Below are 15,088 nucleotides of genomic sequence, written 5' to 3'. Positions count from 1 at the left end.
ATGCAAAAGGGTCATGTTCAGGCTGTTCAGCTTGCTATTATAGGTTTGATTTTCCCTCTGGTTCTTTCTGTTCTTGTTAATGCCAGAATCACAAGTTTGTATATTGCTCAGATTGTTACTCTTGCCGGTATCAATGTTATAATGGCTCTGGGTCTCAATCTGATAACAGGTTTTACTGGTCAGCTTGCAATAGGTCATGCGGGTTTTATGGCTGTTGGTGCGTACTCCACTGCTCTTTTTATGATGCACCTCAATATACCTCCTGTTTTTGCAATAATACTGGGTGCTATTGTATCTGGTTTCATAGGATGGCTCATAGCAATACCTACCTTCCGTCTCAGAGGAGATTATCTTGCTATAGTTACTTTAGCCTTTGGAGAGGTTATAAGAGTTATAATAATCAATCTCCCCAAGCTTACAGGAGGAGCTGCCGGTCTCAAAGGGATTCCTGCTTTTGCACAGGGAAGATACCTAAAGCAGATTGTTGCGATGGATGTTGTTTTTGTCTTTATGATACTTGTGATTGCCTTTATGTATGTGTTTATCAAATCCTCTTACGGAAGAGCTCTCATAGCTATAAGAGATGATGAGATTGCCGCATCAAGTATGGGGATAAGTGCCCAGAGATATAAGATAATGGCCTTCACTATTTCTGCTGCCATTGCAGGAATAGGTGGCGGACTCTATGCGCCTTTCTTTGGATATTTGTCTCCTCAGGGTTTTACTTTTTTAAGATCTGTTGAGATTCTTATTATAGTCGTATTTGGAGGGATGGGGAGCATCACAGGGACTGTTATAGCGGCTTTTCTTCTTACAGGTCTGCAGGAGGGGCTCAGATTTTTAAAAGATTACAGAATGGTGATATATCCGCTTCTTCTGATAATTATGATGCTTTTTAGGCCTCAGGGGCTTTTTGGCGAAAAGGAATTTTCTATCATATCCTTTATAAAACGAGTCTTCTCTGGAAAAAATGCCGTAAAAAAAGCGGATAGTGGCAAGGAGTGATGTTGTGGAAAGGATTCTGGATGTAAGAGAGCTTTCTATATCTTTTGGAGGATTAAGAGCTGTTGATGATTTTTCCCTTGAGCTCAAAAAAGGAGAGCTTGTGGGGCTTATAGGTCCCAATGGTGCTGGAAAAACAACGGTTTTCAATATGCTTTCTGGTATTTATGCTCCTACTGAGGGTAGAATTTTTTTTGCAGCCGCAGGCACAATGCAGGATATAACCGGACTTCCTTCTCATAAGATAGCACGCATGGGTATTGCAAGAACTTTTCAGAATATAAGATTGCTCAAACAGAGAACAGTTTTGGAAAATGTTCTTGTGTCTTTCCATCATTCTCTGAGATATAATATTGTAGATGCTCTTTTTAGAACAGGAAGATATTATCAAGAAGAAAAGACTATGAAAGAAGAAGCACTTGAGCTTCTTTCTACTTTTGGCATAGCTGACAAAGCAGAAGAACAGGCGCAAAACCTACCTTACGGGGAACAAAGGAAGCTAGAAATTGTAAGAGCTTTGGCTGTTCATCCCTCTCTTCTGCTTCTTGATGAGCCTGCAGCAGGTATGAACCCCCAGGAAACAAAAGCTCTGATGGAGATCATCAATTTTATACACAGAGAGTTTGATCTGACGGTTCTTCTCATAGAGCATGATATGAACCTTGTTATGAATGTTTGTCAGCGGCTTATTGTTTTGGATTACGGTAAAATCATTGCAAAAGGACTACCGGAAGAAATAAAGGCTAATCCCGATGTTATCAAGGCCTATCTTGGAGAGGAGGTGTGACTTGCTTAAGGTAGAAAATCTTTATGTGTCATATGGTGCTATTCAGGCTTTACAGGGAATATCCTTTGTTGTTAACAAAGGGGAAATTGTTACTCTCATAGGCGCCAATGGAGCAGGAAAAACCACAACTCTCAACGCTCTATGCGGTATTGTGCCGGCAGCTTCCGGTTCTATTATTTTTGAGGATAAAAATATAGGCAGTATGGAGGCTCACGATATAGTTTCCTTGGGGATTACTCAGGTCCCAGAGGGAAGGCGAGTGTTTGCAGATCTGACTGTGGAAGATAATCTCAATATGGGAGCATATACGAGAAAGGATGTTTCCGGGATAAAACAGGATATAGAGAGTGTCTATGAGCGTTTCCCACGTTTAAGAGAAAGAAGAAAACAGCCTGCCGGTACTCTTAGTGGAGGAGAACAGCAGATGTTGGCAATAGGTCGCGCGCTTATGACCAGACCAAGGCTTATGCTTCTTGACGAGCCTTCTATGGGACTTGCTCCTCTGCTTGTTATGGAGATTTTTGAGATAATACAGGATCTCAATAAAGAAGGAACAACGATTTTGCTTGTGGAGCAGAACGCTCATATGGCTCTCAAGATAGCAAATCGGGCATATGTGCTTGAGACAGGAAGAATAGTGCTGCAGGGTACTGCAAAAGAGCTTATGGAAAGTGAAGATATTCAAAAAGCCTATCTTGGTGGTTAGGCTTTGACATACCGTCTTTTACGTATTAGCCTTTATATTAGGAGGCTGATATGCGCATAAAAGAGATAATGACCAAAAATCCTGTTGCCGTTACGGCAGATATAAACATACTGGAGGCAAAAGAACTCTTAAAAAAAGAAAAGATACATAGACTTCCTGTTACAGATAGCCAAGGTAAAATACAGGGAATAATAGCAGAAAAGGATCTGCTTTATGTAAGCCCCTCTCCAGCAACAACTCTCAATGTCTATGAAATGGCGGGTCTCCTTTCCAAGGTAAAAGTACGAGATATAATGACAAAGGATGTTATAACCGTAAATCCTGAGTCCTATATAGAAGATGCTGCAAGAATTATGGTTGACAATAATATAGGTGGCTTACCTGTATGTATGGATGACGGCCTTCTTGTGGGGATAGTAACTGAGAGTGATATCTTTAAGAGGTTTGTAGAACTTTTTGGTACCAGGAAAAAAGGCGTGCGTCTTACAGCTGTTCTTCCTGAGCGTAAAGGAGAGCTTGCGGATATAAGCTCTGTTATTGCAAATGCAGGAGGCAATATAATATCTATTGCGACTTTTCTAGGAGAAACTAGCCAGGAATCGCTTTGTATCATAAAGATAGAGGGATTGGAAGAGAACGAGGTAAGAAAAGTCACAGCTCCATATCTAGAAAAACTGGTAGATATTGCAACAGTATAATCTCATCTGCTACTTGAAACTAGTTTGACAACAATTTATACTGGGCATTCGTAGTACATAACTGCAAGTTTTGTCACAAAAAGTGGCTTAAATTTTTTACACCATAGGTGTATATCCAGAAAAATACTAATTACTCGAGATTAAGGAAGGGAGTATGAGCGAGTTACAAAAAACAATGAGAAATATCGGTATTAGTGCTCACATTGACTCCGGAAAGACCACCCTGACAGAGCGTATCCTTTATTATTGCTCCAGGATTCATGCTATACATGAGGTGCGTGGTAAGGATGGTGCCGGTGCAACCATGGATTTTATGGAGCTTGAGAAAGAAAGAGGTATCACGATCACCTCGGCTTCTACCAACGTAACCTGGAAAAACCACGTTATCAATATAATCGATACACCGGGACACGTTGACTTTACCATAGAAGTAGAAAGGGCTTTAAGAGTTCTAGACGGGGCTGTTCTTGTATTATGTTCTGTTGCAGGAGTACAGTCACAGACCCTTACTGTGGACAGACAGCTCAAGCGCTACAATGTTCCTAGACTTGCTTTTGTCAACAAGTGTGACAGAACCGGTGCAAACCCATATAAGGTAAGAGACCAAATAGAAGAAAAACTAGGGATGGATGCTGTTCTTATGCAAATCCCTATCGGATTGGAAGACAAACATGAGGGTGTTGTTGACCTTATAAAAATGAAGGCTATCTATTTTGAGGGCAGCAGCGGAGAGCAGGTTGTTGAGAAAGATATTCCGGCAGAGCTAAGAGAAGAAGCAGAAGAAAAAAGAGAACTTATGCTAGATGCTCTTTCTATGTATTCTGATGAGCTTGCAGAGGCTATCTTGGAGGGCGGTGATGTGGATGAAAACCTTATCCATGATGCAGTAAGAAAAGGTACGCTTTCTCTCAAACTTTGTCCTGTTTTCATAGGTTCTGCTTACAAGAACAAGGGAGTACAGCCTTTACTTGATGGTGTGGTAAAATATCTGCCTGCTCCCAATGAGATAGAGAATACAGCTCTTGACCTCTCCAACAACGAAGAGCCTGTTACACTTATCTCTGTTGATAACAAACCTACTGTTGCATATGCTTTTAAGCTTGAAGATGGACAATATGGTCAGCTCACCTATATAAGAATCTATCAGGGTGTTGTAAAAAAAGGTATGGAGCTTTTTAACACAAGGAGCAAGAAAAAATTTAAGATTGGAAGACTTGTAAGAATGCATGCTAATCACATGGAAGACATATCAGAAGCTCATTCTGGTGATATTGTTGCGCTATTTGGTATAGATTGTGTATCTGGAGACACTTTCTGTGATCCCAGTCTCAACCTTGCAATGACCTCCATGTTTGTTCCTGAGCCTGTTATCTCTCTTGCCGTAAAACCCAAGGATAAGAAATCAGAAGATAACATGGCAAAAGCTCTCAATAGATTTTCCAAAGAAGACCCTACATTCAGAGTATATATAGATCCGGAAAGCAATGAAACCATAATACAAGGAATGGGTGAGCTGCATTTGGAAGTCTACATAGAGAGAATGAAAAGAGAATACAAGGTAGATGTAGAGACAGGAATGCCTCAGGTAGCATATAGGGAAACGATAACCCAGAGGGCAGACTTTGATTACCTGCACAAGAAACAGACAGGTGGTTCTGGTCAGTACGGACGCGTTGCAGGATATATGGAGCCCATACCTTTGGAAGAAGGAACCAATTATGAGTTTGTGGATCAAATCAAGGGAGGCGTAATCCCCAACGAATACATTCCTTCCTGTGATAAAGGTTTCCAGAAAGCAATGGAGAAAGGAAGGCTTATTGGTTTCCCAATCGTTGGTATAAGGGTAGTCATCAATGACGGACAATACCACCCCGTAGACTCATCCGATATGGCCTTCCAGATGGCAGCCATAGGAGCTTTTCGGCAGGCATATGAGAAGGCAAAACCAGCAATACTGGAACCTCTTATGAAAGTAGCTGTAGAAGGACCTACTGAGTTTCAAGGAAATATTTTTGGTAGCATAAACCAGCGCAGAGGTATTATACTAAGTAGTACGGAGGACGGACAATTCTGCAGAGTAGAAGCAGAAGTGCCTCTTAGTGAGATGTTTGGATACTCCACCACCCTCCGCTCCCTTACTCAGGGAAAAGCAGAGTTTACCATGGAGTTTTCCCGGTATGCAAAAGTACCGCAGAGCATAGAAGAAGAGCTTAAGAAAAAGTTCCGGGAAAAACAACAAGAAGAAAATTAATGGAGGAATAGAGATGGTAAAATCATTATTAGTAAAAAGAAGCCCTCTGCGAATACTGTCCAAATCAATTCATGGGGGACTTAAGCCCGGAGAGATAGGAATAATAGCAGGAAAAAAAGGAATAGGAAAAACAGCCTGTCTGGTACACATTGCCACAGATAAGCTGTTTCAGGATAAGCACGTAATCCACATATCCTATGCCAATTCTGTACAGCACCTTTTGTCCTGGTACGAAGACATCTTTAGGGAAATATCCAAGAAAAGAAACCTGGAAGACGCCATGGACGTTCATGAGGAGATAATACGTAACAGAGTGATTCTCAACTTTCACAAAGATGGCGCAAGGACAGAACATGTCATATCCACCCTAAAGGCTCTCAAACAAGATGGAGCTTTTAAGGTAGACCAGGTAGTTATAGATGGTTTGGATGCATCTGTTCTCAAAAAAGAAGATATTGAGAAATTCAAACAAGGTGCCAAAGAGCTGGGAATATCCATATGGTTTTCTATATCCACAGAAAGTTCTGAACCCACACCGGATTCCGATGGGTTCCCCGTAGAGCTTACACAGGTAAAAGAACTCACAGATATCCTTCTTTATCTCATACCTCAAAACAATCACATATCTATACATCTTTTAAAAGACAGAGAAGCCTATAAAGACATAGATTTGCATCTGATTCTAGAGCCCAATACCCTGCTTGTCGTGGAAGAATAAAAAATAATTATACCGAACGGGCTGCCCGCATATGCGGCAGCCCTTTTTTATGACCTGTAGATAAGAACAGAAGAAAAAGCCTCTATAGCCTCACCTTTGCCTGTAGAATCTACCCCTTCCTTTGTTTTTGCTTTTACTGATACTGCCTCCGAGGGAATACTGCACAATTCGGCTATCTTTCCTATAATATCATTCATATATGGTCTTAAGATTGGTTTTTGTAAAACAACTGTACAATCTATATTGGAGATAGAGAAGCCTTTTTCTCTTGTGAGATTAACTGCATGTTTAAGAATGACAGCGCTGTTAAGATTGCGGTAATCAGGATTGGAAGGTGGAAAATGATACCCGATATCACCATCTGCAACAGCACCATACAGCGCATCTGCGAGAGCATGTAAAAGAACATCCCCGTCAGAATGAGCAACAGAACCTTTGGCACTGTCTATTCTAACACCACCAATTATCAGAGGAAGTCCATCTTCCAGCCTATGGAGATCATAACCCTGACCTATTCTAACCATCATAAATCCCATCCAAAAGTTATCTTTCTGTTTCTTGCATCCCCTTTTACAAAAAAAACATCTTTACCCATTGCTGCAACCATTTCAGCATCATCAAAAAAAAGTCTATCGGAATTAACATATTCTAAATGAGCTTTCTTTATAAGAGGATAGGAAAATCCCTGAGGAGTCTGAGCTGAGACATATTCATATTTTGATAAATGCTCAATAACCTTGCCGTCATCCAATATTCTCTTTACAGCATCTACAGAAGGAATTATGGGAACACATGCACCTGTTGCCGATGTCTTTTTAAGTACACTCTCAATAAGCTCCGGAGTAACCCATGGTCTTGCCCCATCGTGAATCAGAACAAAATCAGGAGCATGATTTTCTATACCGATAAGTGCATTTTTTACTGATTCCTGACGCGTTTTGCCCCCGCTAACAAAGACAAAACAGCAGTTACTATCTGCATACTTTGACATTATCTTTTCCTGCCATTCCGATAAATCAGCATGGGGGAGACTTACTGCAATAACAGAAAAAAGATTTGTTTTTAAAGCAGCCTCAATGCTAAAAAAAATAACAGGCTTCTTATTGAGAAGCCTGTATTCTTTTTTGTCTCCCGTTCCCATCCTGGTGCTGTTTCCTGCCGCAGTAATTATAAAAGCATTAATCTTCGTCATCTTCCTCGTCTTCATCTTCGTCCTCATCCTCATCCTCATCCTCATCTAAATCCAGATCGAGATCTATATCATCATCGATATCATCAATATCTTTGTCCTCATCATCCATAATGTCATCAGTATCAGGAGAGTCCTCCTCAAGCTTGCTAAAAATTCTATCGTTTACTTCTTTTATAGGAATATTGAGAGAAAAGGAGATTTCATCTATCAATATCTTAAGTGCGCTGTCAAACAGCTTTCTTTCCATTATTGGCAACTCTTTTACCTTACTTCTGTAGTACAGTGCTCTTACGACCTTGGCAATATCCATTATATTGCCCTTTTTCAGAAGGTCATAGTTCATCTGATATCTTGTTTTCCAATCCGTAGGACCTGCTTGAGGGTTTTCTGACATAAAGTTGAGAGCTTCTTGAGCTTCTTCTTTGGAGACTATAGGCCTTATACCTATTTCTTCTGCCTTATTAACCGGAGCCATAATCGTAAGATCAGATACCGGTATATAAATGATATAATAGAGAAGCTTTTTTCCCTCGAAATCTCTCTCCTCTATTCTTATAACCTCTCCAACACCTTGAAGAGGATATACCACATGGTCATTTACCTTAAACTGGATATTATCAGGAGAAATAATATTATCTGCCATAGCTTGCAATTATATATAAATACTTGCACCTAGTCAAATGGGCTGAAACCAGATAAAATTAACGTATGAAAGGCAAATTTAAGCCAAAGGATTTTATTTTTCCTGTTTTCATTTTTGTTATTTTTTTGCTTGTTTTTCTTGTTGTTGTATTTGCACCGGATTTATGGAGTATTATCAGTGATTCCAAGAAAATATCGGCACTAATAAAAGATTGGGGTATATGGGCACCTGTTGGATTCATTATTTTTCAAATCCTTCAAGTGATCATATTTATAATTCCTGGAGAAGTTGCCCAGATATCAGGAGGATTTATATTTGGTCCTTTTTTGGGTTTTCTTTATTCTGTAATTGGCATAGCATTGGGTTCTTCCTTTAACTATTTTATTGCAAAATTTTCAGGGAGAAGTTTTATAGAAGATCTTGTGGGAAAAAAAGAAATAGAAAACTTTGATACCTTTATCTTAAAAAAAAGAACAGAAAGTATTTTTTTTATACTCTTTATTATTCCAGGCATTCCCAAAGATATCCTGTGCTACGTTGCTGGTCTGGGAAACATAAACTTCCCATCTTTTCTTATAATATCAATGCTAGCCAGATTTCCCGGTATAATAGGTAGCGTATGGATAGGACATGCCCTTTTTGAAAAAGAATGGTTTATGGCGGCTCTTATAGGTGCTGTCGCAATAGGCCTTTTTATAATAGGCAGTCTCAAGAGAGATAAGCTTACAGAGCTTATCTCTCGTTTAAGAAAAAAACAAGAATACTAAAAATATATCCTATTTCTTGATTCTGCTCCGGACATGTTTGATAGGTTGTATTTTATTACCCCTTGTTCATCTGTGCTTTCCATAAAATCTATGTACTTGAAGGGATGTAAATCAAGCGGATTAGGATACCAACCATCTATCCAATCCAGATCGATTAGATTTATGGCAGGAGAGTTGGAAATAGGAAGAACAATAACATCCTTCTCCAACAGAAATTTTTCTGCCTCAGCTAGCATAGATAACCTTTCTGTTCCTATCTTCTTGTTTGCTTCTTCTATAAGTTTATCATATTCTTCTGATGAATAATGAGCATAGTTTAATCCACTTGTACTTTGCCACAGAGATAAAAAAGTCATTGGATCAGGGAAATCGCCCAACCACGTGATACTACTTAAAGAATATCCTCCTTGTTCTATGGCGGAGAAAAAATCTTTCATGGTAGAAAAAGATTTTATTGTCACTTTAAGTCCTATTTCATCTTTCCATACTTTGGTAAACTGTTGGAACTCTTCTTCCGTACCTTCCATACAGTATATTATCATCTCTGGCAGGCCTTTGCCTCCAGCATATCCAGCTTTTTCCAGAAGTTCCATTGCTTTTGTCTTATCCTGTTTTGTAATTCCTTCTATTTCCGGATATCCGGGAATAGAAGGTACCAATGTTGCTGTAGGAAAGAAATATTTTTGAGGATTTCTTGCATCTGACCAGTCAACGAGTAATGCTAGAGCTTTTCTGACATCAGGATTATTCCATGGTTCCATTCTTGCGTCAAAAAAATAAAAAGTAGTGGAAAACAGAGGATTTATGATTAAAGCTTTTCTGTTTGCAAGTTGTGATACATCGATTCCATCCGGTGCCCAGTGTATTACGTCCCCGTTGAAAAGTCTCATCACCTTGTCTCTGTCTTCATAGGAGGTTATTATGAGTTTTTCTATCTTTGGGTATTCCTTGTCCCAGTAATATGGGTTCTTTTTCATTATGATTTTCTCTTTTTCTATGGTTTCTATCATGTATGGACCATTACATATTATTTCTTTGGATGGCTGCCATTTTTTTGATATATCCATTTTGCTGTTTATAGGAACAAATGCCTGATGTCCAAGAAAAGAAAGAATATAAGGGGCTGGATGTTTGAGCTTAAGAAAGAGTACTTTATCTGATTCGGCTGTTATTTTTACTTGAGAGTCATCCACTTTTTTTTCCCTGTATTCCTTTGCTCCCTCTATTACATCCAGAAGAGATGCATATGTCAGCCCTTCTCTTATCATATACAGCCAGCTTCTTTTAAAATCTTCTGCAGTAACCGGACTTCCATCTGAGAAAAATGCATTATCTCTTATAAAAAATCGAATTTCTGTATATCCATTGTTCCATTCCCATTTGTAAGCTACTCCCGGCAGAGGTTTTAAATCGGCAGGACTGTATGAAACAAGACCTTCATACAATGCTATTGCAATATTGGCTTCGTTTACCCTATCTATTCTTTGTGGATTAAGATTGTCGGGAAAGGGGGTTATATTGGCAGAAAAAACTTTTTCTTCTGCTCCTAAAAGGGTAATGGATAAGGATAATATCAGCAATGCAATAGCATACTGGATTTTTCTCATTTTTGCCTCACTTTAGATATTTTTCTATTATATAAAGATAATCTTCTTTGTGCAGTGGTTTTATAAAACATTCTGTTATTCCTGCTTTCTTGAGTTTTTCTATTTCTCCTTCGTCACTGGTTATTGCAAGGATAGGGATATCCGAGCCAGATTCTCTTATAATGGCTGCAACCTTATCTCCTGACATAATAGGCATATATTGATCAAGAATAACAAGATCAAAAGAGTTCTCTCCAAACAATTTTAGGGCAGCCTCTCCGTCTGTAGCAAAACAGCATTTTGCACCTGCTTTTGTCATATAGGCTTCCAATATGCTTCTGCTGGTAAACTCATCCTCTGCATAAAGTATTTTTTTCATTACCATATATTTATACTCCGTTTTTTAGTATGTTTCAATTTTATAATCTGCTCAAGTAAGCAAGATTTAGTCCGTTAATATAAGCACCTTCCTTCATGAATGATGTTTTTGGGGCGAGAATTTTTCGCCCCTCATTTATTTAACCTCCGGATTATTTGCAGCATACTTGATTTTATTAAAAAAAAAATAGATATTATTGTCTCTGTTCGTAGATTTTCTATATTTATAATAGGATTTACAATTTGTGATAATCACATTGAGGTTTATGAAAAGATGCAATATACACAAAGCTATGTAAAATTATTTTTGATATTATTGACCCTTGCTATTATAAGCTGTGCGGAATTCCCTGTAAACACTTTATCAGGGCAATGGATACCTATTGATAATAAAAATGTAGTTGAGGAAAAAAGGCAAGAAGCAGTAAGGGGTTTACTGGCTCTTGCAAAAAAAAGTAAAAGCCCTGCTCTTTTTCTTTACAGACAGGAAGAAAGTCGTGATTTTGTTATGGATTTTTTTACTAACCTTACTGGCAGTAGAGATATTGCTTTGCCTATTTTGTATTATTCCGATAAGTATAATGTTCCTCTTTTTGTTTCTTTTTCCCTTTCTTACATAGAGAGTGAGTATTATCCTTATGCTATAAATGAAAATGTTTCTTCCATAGATAGAGGCCTTTTTCAGCTCAACTCAAAGACCTTTCCTTATTTGGAAGAGGATGATTTCTTTAATCCGGATATAAACGCAAAATATGGAATACAGCATATAAGTTATTGTCTTAGAGAGGCAAAGAGTGAGGTTTTGGCTCTTGCCTATTACAATGCAGGAAAATACAGAGTGGTTACAGGTGGTACTCCGGCCATGACTTTACGATATATAGAAAAATATTTTACATTCAAGAATAAACTTGAAGAAAAGTTTTTTTCTTATATGAACTCGGTGGCTGATGTTTCCTCTAACAATATAGAAAAATATTTCAAATCGTATAATGGAGAGCTTAAGCCTGTTGACACTAATAAAACAACGCAATAATGTCTTTTTATGATTATTGTATTAGAGCGTGGAATCTCCAAGGAAAAAAAAGATAATATAATAGCCTTCTTATCTGAGAAGAAGCTTAAAATAAGAGAAATAATAGGCGAAGAGGAAACTGTCATCGGTGCTGTAGGCCAGCTAGCCATTGATATTCGAGAAGTGGAAATACTCCCGGGAGTTGCAAGAGTTATTCCTATAAGCAAGCCTTACAAGCTTGCGTCACGAGAGTTAAAAAAATCCGATACTGTTGTAAAGCTCAAAAATAATATAAAAATAGGTGGAGGTCGCATAGCGGTTATTGCCGGTCCGTGTGCAGTTGAGAATAGAGAACAATTGTTTTCTATTGCAGAATCCGTTAAGTCTTCCGGAGCTGTGATACTTAGGGGGGGTGCTTTTAAACCGCGTACTTCTCCGTATTCTTTTCAGGGTCTAGGTGAAGAGGGGCTAAGATATTTAAAAGAAGTGTCGGATAAGTTAAATATACCTGTTGTATCTGAGATAGTATCGCCAGAGCATGTTGAAATCTTTATAAAATATGTTGATATATTTCAAATCGGTGCAAGAAATATGCAGAATTTCGAGTTGCTCAAAAAGGTAGGAGCCACCGGGTTGCCTGTTATTCTTAAGAGAGGACTTGCTGCTACTATGGAAGAGTGGCTTATGGCTGCAGAGTATCTTCTTGCTCATGGTACTGACGATGTTATTCTTTGTGAGAGAGGAATAAGAACTTTTGAGACTTATACAAGAAATACTCTTGATTTGTCTGCCATACCGGTTATAAAGAAACTTAGTCATCTTCCTGTGATTGTGGACCCAAGTCATGCAACAGGTGTCAGGACAAAGGTTATGCCTATGGCTCTTGCAGCCATAGCAGCAGGAGCTGACGGTCTTATGGTTGAGGTCCATAATAATCCGGAAAAGGCTCTTTCTGATGGTGCTCAGTCTTTGTATCCAGAGCAGTTTGAACTGCTTATGAGAAATATTGAGGCCATGTCTCCTGTTATAGGTAAGGAGGTGGAGAAAATTCCGGAATCTTCCGGGCTTTTGTATTCTGTTTACTCCGAAAAGAACGATACGACTCAGTTAACTGTTGCTTTTCAGGGAGAACACGGTGCATTTTCGGAAAAGGCGCTTACACAGTATTTTTCAAAATATGACTTCGATACTGTCCCTTGTCAGGCATTTTCTGATGTTTTTAACACTGTTCTAGAAGGAAAAGCTGATTATGGAATAATACCTATAGAAAATTCTCTTGCGGGTTCTATCCTTGAGAATTATGATTTGTTGCTTCAGTATCCGGATATTAAGATAGTAGGGGAGACTCAGATAAGAATAGAGCATAGTCTCATAGCTATAGAAGATGCAAGTTTTGATACTATAAGGTATGTTTATTCTCATCCGCAAGGACTTTCCCAATGTAAGGATTTTCTTGATCAGCATCCCGAGTGGGAGCGTATTCCTTTTTATGATACTGCAGGTGCTGTTGCTTATGTTGCAAAAGAAAAGGATATAAGAAAGGCTGCAATAGCAAATGAGGTTGCTGCTCAGTACTATGGTGTAAAGGTTTTAAAGCAGGGTATAGAAAGTAATCCCAGAAATTATACCAGATTTTTTATTATTGCACGGGAAGAGCATCCTGTTATAGAAAATCCTTCTAAAGCTTCTCTTTCTTTTCAAACTCCGGATAAACCAGGAGCTCTTCTAAGTTGTCTTAGGATAATAGCGGACGCAAAGTTGAATCTTAAGAAGTTGGAGTCAAGACCTATCCAGGGGAAACCGTGGAATTATATGTTTTTTCTTGATATAGAACTTCCAGAAAATAAGAATGTATTTTTTGACACGGTCAAAAAGCTTGAAGGTCTGGCAGAAAACCTTAAGATATTGGGAATTTATAGCTGATTATTCTTCTATTCCTAGTTTTTTAAGCTGTTCTATTTCTTCTTTTCTTGCAATGTATTCGTGTCTTTTTTGGTTTGCAAGTTGTATTGCAGCTCTTATTTTGTTTATTTCTTCTTTAAAAGTAAGTATTTTTTCTCTTTCTATTTTATTAAGTTCTGACTTGAGGTATGTTTCTGTTGATTGTAACCTTCTGGATATTATTCCTAGTTTTTCTAAGAGTTTTGATATGTTGTCAAGGCTTTCTTCTTCTTTATCTTTTATGAGTTTTATGCCGTATGTAAAAAGTTTTTTGTGATATGCATCCAGTTTGTTTGATAGGATTTTTATGTTATTTAAAAACATAATCATGTCTATTGATTCTTGCATCCTTTTACCAGTAGTTATGTCAACATAGTCAAGATCAAATATAGGTCCTTTTTTATTGCCAGAGAGACCAGAAAGCCATTCTATAAGTTTCTGCCATGCTGATTTTTTTCTGCCTTTGTACAGGTTTATATTGGCAGATAACTTTTTTGCGGCCGCATCAAGCGAGGAGCTTACTGTTGTTATTGCAGTTAGGGAATCTTGCAATATAAAGAGCATTTCCTCTGTTCTTTTGTCTTCTTTGTGTTTTTTTTCTTTTTTTATTCCTATTTTATTGAGTATGTCCTGGCGGAGCTGTTTGCTTTCTTTTCCATAGTCTTCCTGGTATATCTGCAATATAAGTTCTTTATAAAATGGGCTTCCTTCTGGAAGTTTTTTCATATTTTTTTTAATGTGTTCAATGAATTTGTCTTCTGAGATGTTTTTCTCAAGCTTATCAGTCATAAGTATTATCTGTCTTATTCTGAATTTATAAGCTTCTTTTTGGAAAGAAAGTATTTCTCGTAGTATGCTCATTATTTCTTTTTGTAATTTTTCAAGGGTTTGTACAGAAGATGATATGAGTTTTGCTGCCATGGAGTCGCTTCCGAGTTTAACTTTATCTATTATTATTGCAATAGAGCGGGTGTTTATTTGTTCTGCTCTGGGGCTTATATTTTGCCAGTTAAAATAATTGATAAGTTGTGCTATTTTTTGTATTCTTTCTATTGTTATAAAATCAAGCGAAAATTGATAATATGTAGTTAAAAAATCAAGTTGATTATCATATGCTGACAGCCTTATACTCATCTGGCTTATTCTTTCTGATTCTGAAAATGGGCTTGTGTCTGGTATGTTTATGTCTGCCATTTGTTCTTCGTAGTGGTAGGGGTCCTGCTGTATTACTCCTTTTTTTATGAGGTTCTGGTATATTGTAGAATATGCTGTATGAAAGCTTCTTATTTTTTCTTTTAATACGGGGAGGATGTTTTGGTTTATCTCATGAGTTTTTTCTGTTAGAGCTTTTTCTAGGAGTTCTCCAAATTCTTGTTCTTTTTCTATGTTGCTGTTTATATCTTCCAT

Annotated in this window: 15 protein-coding genes; 9 read left to right on the top strand and 6 right to left on the bottom strand. The window is 38.0% G+C overall.

All coding sequences use genetic code 11. From position 1 onward, the window contains the following. The 6 genes from WKV44_00710 to WKV44_00685 all read left to right on the top strand — a co-directional run bounded on the left by WKV44_00710 (window position 1) and on the right by WKV44_00685 (window position 6,162). Window positions 1–1,005 carry a branched-chain amino acid ABC transporter permease gene (locus tag WKV44_00710; protein ID MEM5947057.1) on the top strand — a complete coding sequence of 335 codons (1,005 nt, stop codon included), beginning with the start codon at window positions 1–3 and terminating at the stop codon, window positions 1,003–1,005. Between the two features lie 4 nt (window positions 1,006–1,009). Continuing rightward, entirely contained in the window at window positions 1,010–1,789 is a 780-nt protein-coding gene (locus WKV44_00705; protein MEM5947056.1) for an ABC transporter ATP-binding protein, read from the top strand. 1 nt (window position 1,790) lies between these two features. Next, entirely contained in the window at window positions 1,791–2,495 is a 705-nt protein-coding gene (locus tag WKV44_00700) for an ABC transporter ATP-binding protein (protein MEM5947055.1), read from the top strand. Between the two features lie 50 nt (window positions 2,496–2,545). After that, the gene (locus tag WKV44_00695) at window positions 2,546–3,193 is read left to right on the top strand and encodes a CBS and ACT domain-containing protein (GenBank protein MEM5947054.1); all 648 of its coding nucleotides are present in this window, start codon (window positions 2,546–2,548) and stop codon (window positions 3,191–3,193) included. Window positions 3,194–3,347: 154 nt separating this feature from the next. Beyond that, window positions 3,348–5,444, top strand: coding sequence for an elongation factor G (gene fusA, locus WKV44_00690; GenBank protein ID MEM5947053.1), 2,097 nt, complete (start codon window positions 3,348–3,350; stop codon window positions 5,442–5,444). A gap of 13 nt (window positions 5,445–5,457) precedes the next feature. Then, a complete protein-coding gene (locus tag WKV44_00685) occupies window positions 5,458–6,162 on the top strand; it encodes a hypothetical protein (GenBank protein MEM5947052.1) in 705 nt (234 codons plus the stop codon). Between the two features lie 47 nt (window positions 6,163–6,209). On the opposite strand, the gene ispF is transcribed toward WKV44_00685, so the two are convergent. The 3 genes from ispF to WKV44_00670 are packed head-to-tail and all read right to left on the bottom strand — an operon-like array spanning window position 6,210 to window position 7,997. Beyond that, window positions 6,210–6,689, bottom strand: a complete 480-nt coding sequence (ispF, locus tag WKV44_00680) for a 2-C-methyl-D-erythritol 2,4-cyclodiphosphate synthase (GenBank protein MEM5947051.1) — start codon at window positions 6,687–6,689, stop codon at window positions 6,210–6,212. After that, window positions 6,686–7,369: an IspD/TarI family cytidylyltransferase gene (locus tag WKV44_00675; protein ID MEM5947050.1), complete on the bottom strand. Its 684-nt coding sequence runs from the start codon at window positions 7,367–7,369 to the stop codon at window positions 6,686–6,688. Before WKV44_00675 ends, ispF begins: the two co-directional genes overlap by 4 nt. Next, window positions 7,341–7,997 (bottom strand): CarD family transcriptional regulator, encoded by a 657-nt coding sequence (locus WKV44_00670; GenBank protein MEM5947049.1) that lies wholly within the window; start codon window positions 7,995–7,997, stop codon window positions 7,341–7,343. Before WKV44_00670 ends, WKV44_00675 begins: the two co-directional genes overlap by 29 nt. 65 nt (window positions 7,998–8,062) lie before the next feature. Between WKV44_00670 and WKV44_00665 the strand changes: the two genes are divergently transcribed. After that, window positions 8,063–8,764 (top strand): TVP38/TMEM64 family protein, encoded by a 702-nt coding sequence (locus tag WKV44_00665; GenBank protein MEM5947048.1) that lies wholly within the window; start codon window positions 8,063–8,065, stop codon window positions 8,762–8,764. On the opposite strand, the gene WKV44_00660 is transcribed toward WKV44_00665, so the two are convergent. Both WKV44_00660 and WKV44_00655 read right to left on the bottom strand, forming a co-directional pair. Next, the gene (locus WKV44_00660; protein ID MEM5947047.1) at window positions 8,761–10,371 is read right to left on the bottom strand and encodes a peptide ABC transporter substrate-binding protein; all 1,611 of its coding nucleotides are present in this window, start codon (window positions 10,369–10,371) and stop codon (window positions 8,761–8,763) included. The two genes, WKV44_00665 and WKV44_00660, sit on opposite strands and share 4 nt — an antisense overlap. A gap of 7 nt (window positions 10,372–10,378) precedes the next feature. Next, on the bottom strand, window positions 10,379–10,729 hold the full coding sequence (locus tag WKV44_00655; protein ID MEM5947046.1) for a response regulator: 351 nt from the start codon (window positions 10,727–10,729) through the stop codon (window positions 10,379–10,381). A gap of 273 nt (window positions 10,730–11,002) precedes the next feature. Here WKV44_00655 and WKV44_00650 point away from each other — a divergent pair, with 273 nt between their 5' ends. Together WKV44_00650 and aroF are read left to right on the top strand one after the other, a co-directional pair. Beyond that, window positions 11,003–11,761, top strand: coding sequence for a transglycosylase SLT domain-containing protein (locus WKV44_00650; protein ID MEM5947045.1), 759 nt, complete (start codon window positions 11,003–11,005; stop codon window positions 11,759–11,761). A 9-nt stretch (window positions 11,762–11,770) separates the two neighbouring features. Then, the gene (gene aroF / locus WKV44_00645; protein ID MEM5947044.1) at window positions 11,771–13,663 is read left to right on the top strand and encodes a 3-deoxy-7-phosphoheptulonate synthase; all 1,893 of its coding nucleotides are present in this window, start codon (window positions 11,771–11,773) and stop codon (window positions 13,661–13,663) included. Here the strand turns inward: aroF and WKV44_00640 are convergent, their stop codons facing one another. Beyond that, window positions 13,664–15,088, bottom strand: coding sequence for a hypothetical protein (locus tag WKV44_00640; GenBank protein ID MEM5947043.1), 1,425 nt, complete (start codon window positions 15,086–15,088; stop codon window positions 13,664–13,666).

The sequence above is a fragment of the Spirochaetia bacterium 38H-sp genome (assembly GCA_039023545.1).
Classification (GTDB): domain Bacteria; phylum Spirochaetota; class Spirochaetia; order Winmispirales; family Winmispiraceae; genus Rarispira; species Rarispira pelagica.
This window is presented reverse-complemented; position numbering and strand designations above follow the sequence as displayed.

Bases quoted from the DNA above. Each gene is read 5' to 3' on its own strand.
- WKV44_00660 (MEM5947047.1), bottom strand. From the start codon at position 10,371: ATGAGAAAAATCCAGTATGCTATTGCATTGCTGATATTATCCTTATCC.
- WKV44_00655 (MEM5947046.1), bottom strand. From the start codon at position 10,729: ATGAAAAAAATACTTTATGCAGAGGATGAGTTTACCAGCAGAAGCATA.
- WKV44_00650 (MEM5947045.1), top strand. From the start codon at position 11,003: ATGCAATATACACAAAGCTATGTAAAATTATTTTTGATATTATTGACC.
- fusA (MEM5947053.1), top strand. From the start codon at position 3,348: ATGAGCGAGTTACAAAAAACAATGAGAAATATCGGTATTAGTGCTCAC.
- WKV44_00675 (MEM5947050.1), bottom strand. From the start codon at position 7,369: ATGAAGACGAGGAAGATGACGAAGATTAATGCTTTTATAATTACTGCG.
- WKV44_00665 (MEM5947048.1), top strand. From the start codon at position 8,063: ATGAAAGGCAAATTTAAGCCAAAGGATTTTATTTTTCCTGTTTTCATT.
- ispF (MEM5947051.1), bottom strand. From the start codon at position 6,689: ATGATGGTTAGAATAGGTCAGGGTTATGATCTCCATAGGCTGGAAGAT.
- WKV44_00695 (MEM5947054.1), top strand. From the start codon at position 2,546: ATGCGCATAAAAGAGATAATGACCAAAAATCCTGTTGCCGTTACGGCA.
- WKV44_00710 (MEM5947057.1), top strand. From the start codon at position 1: ATGCAAAAGGGTCATGTTCAGGCTGTTCAGCTTGCTATTATAGGTTTG.
- WKV44_00640 (MEM5947043.1), bottom strand. From the start codon at position 15,088: ATGGAAGATATAAACAGCAACATAGAAAAAGAACAAGAATTTGGAGAA.
- WKV44_00670 (MEM5947049.1), bottom strand. From the start codon at position 7,997: ATGGCAGATAATATTATTTCTCCTGATAATATCCAGTTTAAGGTAAAT.
- WKV44_00685 (MEM5947052.1), top strand. From the start codon at position 5,458: ATGGTAAAATCATTATTAGTAAAAAGAAGCCCTCTGCGAATACTGTCC.
- aroF (MEM5947044.1), top strand. From the start codon at position 11,771: ATGATTATTGTATTAGAGCGTGGAATCTCCAAGGAAAAAAAAGATAAT.